At 62.6% G+C, this 13,500-nt stretch carries 10 protein-coding genes; 8 read left to right on the top strand and 2 right to left on the bottom strand.

The genetic code is table 11. The annotated features are described in order from the left end of the window. On the bottom strand, window positions 1-2,266 hold a 2,266-nt coding region (locus ABM562_RS18965), incomplete at its 3' end, for a retention module-containing protein (protein ID WP_460422939.1). A 347-nt stretch (window positions 2,267-2,613) separates the two neighbouring features. Between ABM562_RS18965 and ABM562_RS18970 the strand changes: the two genes are divergently transcribed. From ABM562_RS18970 to ABM562_RS19000, 7 genes are all read left to right on the top strand, one after another. Further along, complete coding sequence (locus ABM562_RS18970) at window positions 2,614-3,951, top strand: TolC family outer membrane protein (RefSeq protein WP_115089495.1); 1,338 nt, start codon at window positions 2,614-2,616, stop codon at window positions 3,949-3,951. A gap of 42 nt (window positions 3,952-3,993) precedes the next feature. After that, a complete protein-coding gene (locus tag ABM562_RS18975) occupies window positions 3,994-6,150 on the top strand; it encodes a type I secretion system permease/ATPase (protein ID WP_115089494.1) in 2,157 nt (718 codons plus the stop codon). Between the two features lies 1 nt (window position 6,151). Further along, entirely contained in the window at window positions 6,152-7,513 is a 1,362-nt protein-coding gene (locus tag ABM562_RS18980) for an HlyD family type I secretion periplasmic adaptor subunit (RefSeq protein WP_166675625.1), read from the top strand. Window positions 7,514-7,761: 248 nt separating this feature from the next. Then, entirely contained in the window at window positions 7,762-8,661 is a 900-nt protein-coding gene (locus ABM562_RS18985; RefSeq protein WP_460422941.1) for a TauD/TfdA dioxygenase family protein, read from the top strand. 18 nt (window positions 8,662-8,679) lie between these two features. Next, entirely contained in the window at window positions 8,680-9,699 is a 1,020-nt protein-coding gene (locus ABM562_RS18990) for an ABC transporter substrate-binding protein (RefSeq protein WP_346617770.1), read from the top strand. A 5-nt stretch (window positions 9,700-9,704) separates the two neighbouring features. After that, window positions 9,705-10,568 carry an ABC transporter ATP-binding protein gene (locus ABM562_RS18995; protein WP_115089491.1) on the top strand — a complete coding sequence of 288 codons (864 nt, stop codon included), beginning with the start codon at window positions 9,705-9,707 and terminating at the stop codon, window positions 10,566-10,568. A 14-nt stretch (window positions 10,569-10,582) separates the two neighbouring features. Continuing rightward, a complete protein-coding gene (locus tag ABM562_RS19000; RefSeq protein ID WP_233674162.1) occupies window positions 10,583-11,449 on the top strand; it encodes an ABC transporter permease in 867 nt (288 codons plus the stop codon). 5 nt (window positions 11,450-11,454) lie between these two features. Here ABM562_RS19000 and ABM562_RS19005 read toward each other — a convergent pair whose 3' ends face one another. Then, window positions 11,455-12,465, bottom strand: a complete 1,011-nt coding sequence (locus ABM562_RS19005) for a helix-turn-helix transcriptional regulator (protein WP_460422944.1) — start codon at window positions 12,463-12,465, stop codon at window positions 11,455-11,457. Window positions 12,466-12,671: 206 nt separating this feature from the next. Between ABM562_RS19005 and ABM562_RS19010 the strand changes: the two genes are divergently transcribed. Then, window positions 12,672-13,490, top strand: a complete 819-nt coding sequence (locus ABM562_RS19010) for a tetratricopeptide repeat protein (protein WP_134061155.1) — start codon at window positions 12,672-12,674, stop codon at window positions 13,488-13,490. Window positions 13,491-13,500 lie beyond the last annotated feature (10 nt).

The raw sequence follows: 13,500 nt of genomic DNA on the forward strand, positions 1-13,500 counted from the left end.
CGGTAGTACCGGTGATGCTGTTGGTCAGGTCCGGGTTGGTAGTGTGCACGTTGTTCGGCGCAACAAACTCAACCGAACCGGTGCTCTGACCGACAGGAATAGTGATCTGCTGACCATTGGCCAAAGTAATAACCAGCGCAGAGCCAGTCACTGGTGCAGTCACCGAAGCGGTGTAAGTGACCACGCCACCTTCAGCCACACTGCTGTTCGCTGTCAAAGTGACAGTCGAAGTATCAATGGTGTCAGTAACTTGCGTAACAGCCGGGGTGCCATCTACAGCAACTTTCTCGAAGTCGCCGCCGGTAGTGCCAGTGACAGTCACGCTAACTTCACCGGCATCGACGTACACGTCGTCTTCCGGTGCCGGAACAGTAATGCTGCCTTCAGTCTGACCTGCAGCAATAGTGATCACCTCACCATTGCTCAGGGTTACCTTCATTTCGGTGCCGGCCGGATTGGTCAGCGTGGCGGTATAAACAATCGAGCCGCCTTCAGCGACCGAACCGGTAGCCGTCAGCTTAAGGCCGGTAGTGTCATCAGTACCTGGACCGTCAGTAACGGTAGTCACCGGATTACCTGCGGTATCCAGCTTCTCGTAATTACCACCGGTAGTACCGGTAATGCTGTTGGTCAGGTCCGAATTGGTAGTGTGCACGTTATTCGGCGCAACAAACTCAACCGAGCCAGTGCTCTGACCGACAGGAATAGTGATCTGCTGACCATTGGCAAGGGTAATAACCAGTGCAGAGCCAGTAACCGGCGCAGTGACCGAAGCGGTGTAGGTAACCACACCACCTTCAGCCACACTGCTGTTCGCTGTCAAAGTGACAGTCGAAGTATCGATGGTGTCAGTAACTTCGGTAACCGCCGGCTGATTGCTGACCACCAGGTTCTCGAAGTTGCCGCCATCGACATTGTCGATGCTCACGCTGACGTTGCCGGTATCGACATACACATCATCGCTTGGTGCAGGCACGGTGACGCTGCCTTCAGTCTGGCCCGCCGCGATGGTGATCACCGCGCCGTTGCTCAGGGTCACGGTCACCGGGGTACCGGCCGGGTTGGTCAGGGTCGCGGTGTAGATGATCGAACCGCCTTCGGCCACGGTGCCGGTGGCGTTCAGGCTCAGGCCGGTGTCATCGATCGAGTCGTTGATGGTGGTGACCGCCGGGGTCGGGTTCGGAACCAGGTTCTCGAAGTTGCCACCGGTAGCGCCCGTGATGGTGGTGCTGACGCTGCTGCCGTTGTTGTAGACGTCGTTCGGCGGGGTTTGCACGTCGACGGTGCCGGTGGTCTGGCCGGCGCCGATGGTGATGGTGCTGCCGTTGGACAGGGTCACGGTGACCGGCGTCTGCGCCGGGTTGGTCAGGGTGGCGGTGTAGGTGATCACACCGCCTTCGGTGACACTCGGGTTGGCGCTCAGGCTGACCGTGGTGGTGTCGATGGTGTCGGTGATCTGGGTCACTGCCGGGGTGGTGTCCGGGGTGACGATCAGGCCCGCGCCGCCGGTGGTGCCGGTGATGGTCGCGGAAATCTCGCTGCCGTCCAGGTACACAGTATCGTTCGGCGGGATGGTCACGCTGACGCTGCCGGTGGTCTGCCCGGCGTTGATGACGATGACCTGGCCATTGGACAGGGTCACGGTCAGGTCGGTCAGCGGTGGCTGGCCCAGGGTGGCGGTGTAGGTGATCACGCCACCCGCTTCGGTGATCGACGGCGTGGCGCTCAGGGTCAGGCCGGATTCGCGCGTAGGCGTGGTGGTTGCCGGGTTGTTGGCATCGTCCAGGCCGCCCAGTTCCTGGGTGGCGGCGCCGGTGGCAAAGCCGATCGGGCCGGTCGGGAAGCCAATGGTCGGGTCGACCGAGCCTGCGGTGGCGTCGAGCATCACGAAGCTGTGGCCACCACCGGCCGCGCCGCCGCTACCTGCGGCCGACGGGCCTGCTGCGGTGGCTTCGAGCTCGGTGGTCGGGTCAGCACCGGCGGCGATGGCCTGCTGCAGCTCTTCCACCGAAGGCGCAGCCTGGGCGGTGGCTGCCGCCAGGTCAGTGCTGCTGTCCGGGGTCTCGGCGCTCCACTGGGTGTCGCGGCCCAGGTCCAGGGTGCGGCCGTCGGCCAGCTCCAGGGTGACAGCGCCGGCCAGGCCGGTCAGCACCTGCTCGCCAGCGAACAGGCGGTCACCTTCGATGAGTACACGTTGAATCCCTTCTGGGGATACGGCGATTACTTGGCCAACAATGCTTTTGACGATGGCAACAACACTGCTCATTGGACTCTCCGGACTACCCGTTCAATTTGGCTTCCATGCCAGCCGGCGCTGAATTGCCGCTTTCTGATGGAATGTTTCAATAGTAAGTTTGGCGCTTTTGACGTCAATATATTGTCGATAACTGTTGGCTATTAAGTTTATGCCAAAGTATTGACCTTCCTGCTGCCATCCTAAACAATCAGCACCGTAATGTCACATTGATATTTGAGCGGCTGCCACTCTTCCTCCGTACGATCCAAGTACCCCTTCGGAAGTTTCCGACATAAGGTCATTCCGGTTGCCATTTTCTAATGCAGCAACGATTTCTGCTGTGATTTGGGACAAGACGTCCCTGGGAAAAAAGTTAAATGCGCGCGTCACTGTTCACTGCTCTTCCTTTCGTCCTCGCCACCAGTTTCGTTCAAGCACAGAGCCTGCCAGAGGCCATGCAGAAAGCCCTCGAGGTACACCCGGAAATCCAGGCCGGGGTTAACAGCCGAATCGCTGCCGATTACCAACTGCGCGCCGCCAAAGGCGGTTACCTGCCACGCGTCGACGTGCTGGCCGGCTACGGCCGTGAAGGCACCGACAGCCCGAGCACCGGCAACCGCTGGGAAACGCTCAACCGCGGTGAGTCGAGCGTGCGCCTGCGGCAGATGGTCTTCGACGGTTTTGCCACCTCGAGCGAAGTCGGCCGCCAGCAAGCCACCGTCAACTCCCGCGCCTACTCGCTGTTGGGTGCATCCGAGCGCACCGCGCTGACCGTTGCCCAGGTCTATCTGGATGTCCTGAGCCGTCGCGAGATGGTCCGCCTGGCAGAAGACAACCTGCGCAGCCACGAGCGCATCTACGACCAGATCAAGCTGCGCACCGCCCGTGGTGTTGGCCGCCTGGCTGACCTTGATCAGGCCGAAGCGCGCCTGGCCCAGGCCCGCAACAACCTGATCACCGAGCAGACCAACCTCGCCGATGCCAAGACCAACTACCTGAGCGTGGTCGGTCAGATGCCGGACGAGTTAAGCAGCCCTACGCCGTTTGTCGACCTGTTGCCGGCCAACCTCGACGAAGCCCGCCAGCAGATGGTCGAGAGCAGCCCGATCCTGCGCTCGGCAGAGTCCGATATCGCAGCGGCGGAGAAGCAATACGCAGCGGCAAAGTCTACTTTCTATCCGCGTTTTGATGCAGAACTCGGACGGACGGCCGATAACGATCTGGATGGCATGAACGGCCACAACAATGAATGGCAGGCTATGCTGCGTATGAGCTTCAACTTGTATGCCGGCGGCAGCAACAAGGCCGACCTGGAATCCAAGTCGTACCTGACCAACCAGGCGCTGGACATTCGCAACAATGCCTTGCGCCAGCTCAATGAGGAGCTAGGCCTGGCATGGAATGCTATGGACAACGCCAATGCGCAGTTGCCGATCGCCCAACAATACGTCGATCACAGCAACAGTGTGCGCACCGCCTACCAGAAGCAGTTCAGCCTGGGCGAACGTACCTTGCTAGACTTGCTCGACAGCGAGAACGAACTCTTCACTGCCCAACGCCGTCTCACCGAAGTGAAGAACAGCCAGCTGTTTACTCAGTATCGAATCAAAGCGACCATTGGTCAGCTGCTCAAGAGCCAGGGTGTTGTCGCACCGATGGCCTCTGTGGTGCAGAACGACCTTAAACCGAAAGTGAACCTGCCAGGCATGAACTGAGGTTCACTGTTATAGCCAACCGCAACCGTTAAGAGAGCCCGCGTGGAATCAGAAGTCAGTCGAGTCCAACTCAGCCATGATCCACGCAGTCAGCACGACGATCCGTTGCTGGACAGCCTGCTGTCTCTTTGCGTGCTGCACCAGAAGCCCGCCAGCCGGGCCATGCTGACCACCGGCCTGCCGTTGCCGGCCCAACGCCTGAGCCCGGAGCTGCTGCCACGCGCGGCAGCCCGTGCCGGCCTGCAGGGCCGCTTGCTGCAACGCAAGCTGGAGCAGATCCCGAGCATCGCCATGCCGGCCATGCTCCTGCTCAAGGACGGTCGCAGCACGGTGTTGCTGGGTTGGGAGAACGACGACACCGCGCGCCTGTTACTCAGCGAAAGCGACGGCGGCGAAGTGCATGTCAGCCGTGAGGCCTTGCAAAGCGACTACAGTGGCCGGGTGTTCTTCGCCCAGCCGCAGCACAAGTTCGACGTCAACCATGGCAACCTGATCCCGCGGGCGCGCTCCTGGTTCCGTGACACCCTCAAACGCAGCCGCTGGCTGTACATCGACGCCATCGCCGCAAGCCTGGTGATCAACCTGATTGCCCTGGCCGCACCGCTGTTCGTGATGAACGTCTATGACCGCGTGGTGCCCAACCAGGCCACCTCGACCCTCTGGGTCCTGGCCCTGGGTATCTCCGGCGCCTACATCTTCGACCTGATCCTCAAGGGCCTGCGCAGCTTGTGCCTGGACCTGGCCGGGAAGAAGACCGACTTGATCATCTCCGCCACGCTGTTCGAACGCATCGTCGGCATGGCCATGAAATACCGGCCGGCAAGGGTCGGCAGCTTTGCCCAGAACATCCATGAATTCCAGGGCCTGCGCGACTTCCTCGCTTCGCTGACCCTGACCAGCCTGATCGACCTGCCGTTCACCCTGCTGATCCTGCTGGTGATCGCCATCATCGGCGGGCACCTGGTGTGGATTCCAATCATCGCCTTCCCGCTGGCCCTGGGCATCGGTTATGCCCTGCAGAAGCCGCTGGTGGCGACCCTTGAGCGAACCATGGCACTGGCATCCGAGCGCCAGTCGAGCCTGATCGAGACCCTCGCCGGGCTCGATGCGGTCAAGGTCAACAACGCCGAAAGCGAACGTCAGTACATGTGGGAGCAGACCATCGGCACCCTCAGCCGCCTCGAGCTGCGGGTCAAGGTGCTCTCGGGCCTGGCGATGAACATCACCCTGCTGATCCAGCAACTGGCGGGCGTGGCGCTGATCTGCGCCGGTGTCTACCAGATCATGGCTGGCAACCTGAGCATGGGCGGCCTGATTGCCTGCTACATGCTCAGTGGCCGCGCCCTCGGCCCGCTGGGCCAGCTCTCCGGCCTGCTGACCCGTTATCAGCAAGCCAAGGTGACCATGGTCTCCACCGACCAGATGATGGAACTGCCGCAAGAGCGCAACTTCGAAGAACGCCCGCTGAGCCGTCAGGTACTGCAGGGCGCCATCGAGTTTCGCGGCGTCGATTTCACCTACCCCAACCAGCAGAACCTGGCGCTCAAGGGCGTCAATGTATCGATCCGCCCCGGCGAGAAGATCGGCATCATCGGTCGCAGCGGCTCGGGCAAGAGCTCGCTGGCCAAACTGATCGTCGGTCTCTACGAAGCCGATGCCGGCTCGTTGCTGGTCGATGGCGTGGACATCCGCCAGATCGACGTCAGCGAGCTGCGCCACAACATCGGCTATGTGCCCCAGGACATCCAGCTGCTGGCCGGTACCCTGCGCGACAACCTGGTCAGTGGTGCCCGTTACGTGGAGGACGAATTGGTCCTGCAGGCCGCCGAACTGTCCGGGGTTCACGAATTTGCCCGCCTGCACCCGCAAGGCTACGAGCTGCAGGTTGGCGAGCGGGGCCAGAACCTGTCCGGAGGTCAGCGGCAGAACGTCGCCCTCGGCCGTGCCCTGTTGCTCAACCCGCAGATCCTGCTGCTCGACGAGCCGACCAGCGCCATGGACAACACCGGTGAAGAACGCCTCAAGCAACGCCTGCAAGTGGTCATCGAGAACAAGACCGTGGTCCTGGTGACTCACCGGGCTTCGCTGTTGTCACTGGTCGACCGCCTGATCGTTGTCGATCGCGGGCAGATAGTCGCGGATGGCCCGAAAGCCGCCGTCATGGATGCGCTGAAGAAGGGGCAGATCAGTGTTGCTTAAGATGGATATGGGCCAGATCAAGGACAGCCTGCGCAGGTATTTCAAGGGTTCCGAATCGCTCAGCGGCCAGCCGCTGCCCGAGGTCAACAAGGCGCTGATCGAAGATGCGCCGCGCATCGTGCGCCTGACCATCTGGGGGGTGATCGGCTTCTTCCTGTTCCTTGGCCTCTGGGCCAATTTCGCCATTATCGACGAAGTCACCCGTGGCGAAGGCAAGGCGATCCCGTCGTCGAAGCTGCAGAAGATCCAGAACCTGGAAGGCGGCATCGTTGCGCAGATCTACGCCAAAGAGGGCGAGATCGTCGAAGTGGGCGACCCGTTGCTGCGCCTGGACGATACCCGGTTCGTTTCCAACGTCGGTGAGACCGAGGCTGATCGCCTGGCCATGGCCCTGCGTGTCGAGCGCCTGAGCGCCGAGGTCGAAGACCGGCCGCTGAAGATCGACGAAGAAATCCGCAAGGCCGCGCCGAGCCAGGCCGCCAACGAAGAGTCCCTGTACCAGAGCCGCCGCCAGCAGTTGCAGGACGAAATCGGCGGCCTGCAGGAGCAACTGGTGCAGCGCCAGCAGGAGTTGCGCGAGTTCAGCTCCAAGCAGGGCCAGTACCGCAACAGCCTGCAGCTGCTGCGCCAGGAGATCAGCATGTCCGAGCCGCTGGTGGCTCAGGGCGCGATCTCCCAGGTTGAAGTGCTGCGCCTCAAGCGTGCCGAGGTCGAGAACCGCGGCCAGCTGGATGCCACCTCGCTGGCGATTCCGCGTGCCGAGTCGGCGATCAAGGAAGTCGAGCGCAAGATCGACGAGACCCGCGGCAAGTTCCGCAGCGAAGCCCTGACCCAACTCAATGAGGCGCGCACCGACCTGAGCAAGGCCCAGGCCACCGGCAAGGCCCTGGACGATCGGGTCAACCGTACCCTGGTCACCTCGCCGGTGCGCGGTATCGTCAAGCAGCTGCTGGTCAACACCGTTGGCGGGGTGATCCAGCCGGGCAGCGACCTGGTCGAGATCGTGCCGCTCGATGACACCCTTTTGGTCGAAGCGCGCATCCGTCCGCAAGACATTGCCTTCCTGCACCCGGGGCAAGAGGCGATGGTCAAGTTCACCGCCTATGACTACACCATCTACGGCGGCCTCAAGGCCAAGCTCGAACAGATCGGCGCCGACACCATCACCGACGAAGACAAGAACACCTTCTACGTGATCAAGCTGCGCACCGAGCGCAGCCACCTGGGCACCGACGACAAGCCGCTACTGATCATCCCGGGGATGGTCGCTTCGGTGGACATCATCACCGGCAAGAAAAGCGTGCTGAGCTACCTGCTCAAGCCGATCATCCGCGCCCGGGCCGAAGCGCTGCGCGAGCGCTAAAAGCATCGCTGGCAAGCCAGCTCCCACAGTTGGACTTTGTGGGAGCTGGCTTGCCAGCGATGAGGCCCTGAAGCTCACCATATGCTTATGCACTAAAGATATTTAAATTCTTTCTCTTATGACTTTATAGTCACTCCCCTGCGTACCTGCCGACCAATCGGCGCGCCGCACGACCGAACCAACACGGAACACCGTGAGTTTCTGATCGATGCGCGCACCTTTGGGCGCGCTCTGCGTGGGAGTGAATCATGTCAGCGGCCTCTAACGCCTTGTCGTCCATCGACAGCGCACAGCAGCAAGCCTTCGAAATCCTGCCGTTCAGTGGTGCCGTCGGCGCCGAGATCATCGGCCTGGACCTGACCCGACCGGTCAGCAGCGAAGACTTCACCCGGATCCACCGGGCCCATCTCGATCACCACGTGCTGGTGTTTCGCGACCAGCGCATTACCCCCGAACAACAAATCGCCTTCAGCCGCCGCTTCGGCGTGCTGCAGATCCACGTGCTCAAGCAGTTCTTGCTCAGCGACCACCCGGAAATCCTGATCGTCTCCAACATCGTCGAAAACGGGCAGAACATCGGCCTGGGCGATGCCGGCAAGTTCTGGCACTCGGACCTGTCGTACAAGGAACTGCCAAGCCTGGGTTCGATGTTGCACGCCCAGGAGCTGCCCAGCGAAGGCGGCGACACCTTGTTCGCCGACATGCACAAGGCCTGGGACGGCCTGCCCGAGGCCCTGCGCAAAGCCGTCGAAGGCCGCAGCGCCGCGCATTCCTACACTGCCCGCTACAGCGAAACCAAATTCGAAGGCAACTGGCGCCCGGCCCTGACCGCCGAGCAGTTGGCCCAGGTCCAGGAAGTGATCCATCCGGTGGTACGCACCCACCCGGAAAACGGCCGCAAGGCGCTGTTCGTCAGCGAAGGCTTCACCACCCGCATCGTCGGCCTGCCTGAAGACGAAAGCCGGCAGCTCCTCGCCGAGCTCTACGCCCACAGCGTGCTTGAGCAGAACATCTACCGCCACCAATGGCAGCCCCATGACCTGGTGTTCTGGGACAACCGCTCGTTGATCCACCTGGCCAGCGGCTGCCCCGCGCACCTGCGCCGCAAGCTGTACCGCACCACCATCCAGGGCGATGCCCCGTTCTGATTATTCGAGGAGTACAGCATGCGCAAATCAATCAGCCGCCTGGCGGCCAGTATCGGCCTGGGTGCCAGCCTGCTCGCCGGCAGTCTGGTAGCACCGGCCACGGCCCAGGCCGAAGGGGAAATCCGCATTGCCGAACAGTTCGGCATTGTTTACCTGCTGCTCAACGTGGTGCGCGATCAGAACCTGATCGAGAAGCACGGCAAGGCGCAGGGCATCGACATCAAGGTCGACTGGACGCAGCTGTCTGGCGGCGCCGCGATCAACGACGCCTTGCTCTCCGGCTCGGTGGACATCGCCGGTGCCGGAGTCGGCCCGCTGCTGACCATCTGGGACCGCACCCAGGGCCGGCAGAACGTCAAGGCCGTGGCCTCGCTGGGCAACTTCCCCTACTACCTGGTCAGCAGCAACCCCAAGGTGAAGACCATCGCCGACTTCAGCGAGAAAGACCGCATTGCCCTGCCGGCGGTGGGCGTCTCGGTGCAGTCGCGCTTCCTGCAGTACGCCGCCGCCAAGCAATGGGGCGACAAGGAGTACAACCGCCTCGACAAATACACCCTGGCCGTCCCCCATCCCGATGCCACGGCGGCCCTGCTGGCTGGCGGCACCGAGCTGAACGCGCACTTCTCCAACCCGCCGTTCCAGGACCAGGTGCTGGCCAACAAGGACGTGCACGTGGTGCTCAACACCTACGACCTGCTCGGGCCGAACTCGCCGACCGTGCTGTTCGCCACCGAAAAATTTCGCAACGACAACCCCAAGACCTATAAGGCCTTCGTCGAAGCCCTGGCCGAAGCCGCCGTGTTTGCCCAGAACGACAAGGCCGCCGCAGCCGACACCTACATCCGCGTGACCAGGGCCAAGATCGATCGCGAGGCGTTGCTGAAGATCATCGACAACCCGCAGTACGAATTCAGCGTGACGCCGAAGAACACCTATCCGCTGGCCGAGTTCCTCTACCGCGTGGGCGCGATCAAGCACAAACCCGAATCCTGGAAAGACTATTTCTTCCAGGACGAGAAACCGTTGCAAGGGAGCTGAGCCGGATGAACACCCCATTGCAAGGCCACACGGTCAGCAAATTGAGCAGCGTCGCCACGCCGCCGCTGCTGCAGGTGGATAACGTAAGCCTGGAGTACCGCACTGCGCAGCGCGTGGTGCGGGCCACCCACCAGGTCAGTTTCGAAGTGGACAAGGCCGACCGCTTTGTCCTGCTCGGGCCCTCGGGCTGCGGCAAGTCGACCCTGCTCAAGGCGGTGGCCGGTTTCATCGAGCCCAGGGAAGGGCAGATCCGCCTGCAGGGCCAGGCCGTGCATGGCCCGGGCCCGGACCGCATCGTGGTGTTCCAGGAGTTCGACCAGCTGCCGCCATGGAAAACCGTCAAGCACAACGTGATGTTCCCGCTGCTGGCCTCGGGCACGCTCAAGCGCAGGGAGGCTGAAGAACGCGCCTTGCACTACCTGGAAAAAGTCGGCCTGGCCGGCTTTGCCGATGCCTATCCGCATACCCTGTCGGGCGGCATGAAAGCCCGCGTGGCGATTGCCCGGGCGCTGGCCATGCAGCCGAAGATCCTGCTGATGGACGAACCCTTCGCCGCCCTCGACGCCCTGACCCGGCGCAAGATGCAGGAAGAGTTGCTGCTGCTCTGGGAAGAGGTGCGTTTCACTCTGTTGTTCGTCACCCATTCGATCGAAGAAGCGCTGGTGGTGGGCAACCGCATCCTCTTGCTGTCGCCCCATCCGGGCCGGGTGCGCGCCGAAATCCACAGCCACCAGTACGACCTGCAGAGCCTTGGCGCCAGCGACTTCCAGGCGTCGGCGCGGCGCATCCACCGTTTGCTGTTCGACGACGATGCCCAGGCCGAGCACGACCCGGCATTGGGTTTCGCCGACATTCGCATTGCCTACTGACCGGGAGTTTTGCCATGACCACAACTGTTACACCGCGTCAGGAATACGAAATTGTCCTCGAGCCGCTGCTCAGTATCCCCGTTGAACGCGAACTGCCGCTGGGCCAGCGCCTCTGGCAACAGGGCTGGCTGCGCAAGGGCCTGATCCTGATCCTCCTGGCCGTGGCCTGGGAAGCCATCGCCCGCTACCAGGACAATGACCTGCTGCTGCCCAGCTTCGTGCAAACCGCAGCAGCCCTGTATGACGGCCTGCTCAGCGGCGAGTTGCCGGCCAAGGTCGGCGTGTCGCTGGTGGTACTGCTCAAGGGTTATCTGCTGGGGATCGTCCTGGCCTTCGGCCTGACCAGCCTGGCGGTGTCGACCCAGTTCGGCCGCGACCTGCTCAGCACCCTGACCTCGATGTTCAACCCGCTACCGGCGATCGCTTTGCTACCGCTGGCGCTGCTCTGGTTCGGCCTGGGCGACAACAGCCTGATCTTCGTGCTGGTGCATTCGGTGCTCTGGGCCCTGGCGCTGAATACCTACGCGGGTTTTCTCGGGGTCTCCGAGACCCTGCGCATGGCCGGGCGCAACTATGGCCTGCGCGGCTTGCGCCTGGTGGTGCATATCCTGATTCCGGCGGCGCTGCCGTCGATCCTCTCGGGCCTGAAGATTGGCTGGGCCTTTGCCTGGCGCACACTGATCGCCGCCGAGCTGGTGTTCGGCGCCACCAGCGGCAAGGGCGGGCTGGGCTGGTACATCTTCCAGAACCGCAACGAGCTGTACACCGACAAGGTGTTCGCTGGGCTTGCGGTGGTGATCCTGATCGGCCTGCTGGTCGAAAGCCTGGTGTTCAACACCCTGGAGCGTGTCACCGTGCGCCGCTGGGGCATGCAGCGCTGAAAGGCTCAGGCCGATTGATATTGCGCCGCGGCATTGTTGAGGGTTTCGGCAATCTGCCGGCGCAGGCTCAGGGGCTGTTCGACGATCAGCCCGTCACCCTGGCTCAGTAGCCACCAGCGCAGTTGCCAGCTGTTGCTGACGGTGGCCTGCAGGCGGTGGCCAGCTTCCAGCGGAGTCAGGTGCATGTCGGCCGACAGTGGCGTCTCGCGCACCAGGCGGGCCAGGTTGTCGCTGATCCAGGCCTGCAGTTCGATCTTGTCGGTATCGCCGAACTGCAGGGCATCGCTGCGCAGGTACGCCTGCAGATCGAAGGCGCGCAGGCCCTCGGTGGGGCTGTCGAGGATGCGCAGCTTGCGAAAGCGATGCACGGCGAACTGGCGAATGTCGGTATAGGCCACGGCAGTGGCAATCAGGTAACTGACCTGGCCGCGCTGGATCAACGCCAGCGGGTTGAGGGTCAGCTCGCTGAGCTTGTCGTTATGTGCCGAGTAGTACTGGCAGTGCAGCTGGTATTCCTCGAGCAGCGCGTGTTGCACGGTCTCGAGGATGCTGTCGGGCACTTCCGGGGCCTGCATGTTCATGTCCGGGCGCACGCTGGCGACCTTGTCCAGCCAGCGCGCCACCTTGTTCGCCCCCGACAGGTGTTCGAGCTTCTGCCGGGCATGGCTGAAGCGCGGGTCCAGCACCTTGAGCATGCTCCCCGGCAACAGCGGGCGTACCGCTTCTTCCACCAGCGCCAGGCTCAGGGCCTCGCTGACACTGATACCGCGCAATTCGATGCAGGCGTTGGCCGCCCAGTGCCAGCCGTACGGGATGCTCTTGTCGTTACGCTCCAGCGGGAAGATCAGCGACAGCTCGTTGAGGTCGCGCTCGATGCTGCGCTTGCTGATGGAAAAACCTGCGTCCTGCAGGCGACCGACCAACTCGGCACTGGTAATCCCCGGTGAGCGGCTGGGCAACTGGCGCAGCAACTCCCATTGGCGGCTGAGGGTGGCACGTGTCGTGGCAGAGGGCAAAAGGTGGCGTCCTTGTCTAGGCTTGCGGTTGTAGCATGGCGCCAGCGCAGTGATATGGCAATTAGCCATTTATGTATCCAGATCAAGGATGAAGCAGTTGAGTGCCCTAACTGAATCGTTCGCGACAGGTTTTGTCGTGACCGTGCGCAGAATCACGCCTCATCACTCCCGCTGTTGGATCTGTGGGTAGTTCAATGAGGACGAACATGTCAGCTGCCAGCAACATTTACCCACTGCTTGAGCGCCTGTTGCCCGAGCGGATCATCCCTGCGCCCGGCCGGCCCGGCCGCCTGCAGCGGTTGTACGCCGGGGTCGGCATGCCCAGCCAGCGGGCAGCGCTGGGCGAAAGTTTCAGTCTGATCAGCCGCCTGGATGAGGCCAGCGACCTGCAGGCGGAGTACGAAGACCTGCGCGCCCAGGCCCTGGAAGGCAACGTGGGTGCGCTCAACGATCTGGGCTGGATCTGGCTCAATGGCAAGTACTGGCGCGCCGACCCGACCCTGGCCGGGCACCTGCTGCGCATGGCGGCCCTGCAGGGCAGTGCCGCGGCCTGGTTCAACCTTGGTCAGCAGCATTACTTCGGCAAAGGCGTCGAGGTGGCCTATGCCAGCGCGGCGGAGTATTACCAGCAGGCATTCGAGCGTGGCCTGGAACACGCCGCCGCAGCGCTGGGCGATCTCTACGAGGAAGAAATCTGCGACAGCGATACCCAGGAATGGCAGGTCGACCTGCAGCAGGCCTATCACTGGTTCCTGCGCGGCGCCCAGCGCGGTGAAGCGCGCTGCCGCTTCGAGGTCGGCTACCGGCTGCTGCATGGGCTGTCGGTCAACGTCGATATCAAAGCTGCTGTGTACTGGCTGGAGCTGGCCGCCGTGGCCGGGGTGATGCAGGCCGCCGAAGAGCTGGCACTGCACTTTAGCGAGACCAACAACGCCCTGCGCTACCTGTTCTGGCGCGAGCAGGCGATCAGCCTGGGCAGCAAGCTGGCGCTGAACATGAAGCTGGACGATCAGTTGCAACCGTGAACACGACGTC

Source organism: Pseudomonas sp. ZL2 (assembly GCF_054788455.1).

What these genes read in the sequence shown, in the direction of transcription:
- ABM562_RS18970 (WP_115089495.1), top strand. Translation starts at nt 2,614, where the DNA reads ATGCGCGCGTCACTGTTCACTGCTCTTCCTTTCGTCCTCGCCACCAGT.
- ABM562_RS19010 (WP_134061155.1), top strand. Translation starts at nt 12,672, where the DNA reads ATGTCAGCTGCCAGCAACATTTACCCACTGCTTGAGCGCCTGTTGCCC.
- ABM562_RS18990 (WP_346617770.1), top strand. Translation starts at nt 8,680, where the DNA reads ATGCGCAAATCAATCAGCCGCCTGGCGGCCAGTATCGGCCTGGGTGCC.
- ABM562_RS18995 (WP_115089491.1), top strand. Translation starts at nt 9,705, where the DNA reads ATGAACACCCCATTGCAAGGCCACACGGTCAGCAAATTGAGCAGCGTC.
- ABM562_RS19000 (WP_233674162.1), top strand. Translation starts at nt 10,583, where the DNA reads ATGACCACAACTGTTACACCGCGTCAGGAATACGAAATTGTCCTCGAG.
- ABM562_RS18980 (WP_166675625.1), top strand. Translation starts at nt 6,152, where the DNA reads ATGGATATGGGCCAGATCAAGGACAGCCTGCGCAGGTATTTCAAGGGT.
- ABM562_RS18985 (WP_460422941.1), top strand. Translation starts at nt 7,762, where the DNA reads ATGTCAGCGGCCTCTAACGCCTTGTCGTCCATCGACAGCGCACAGCAG.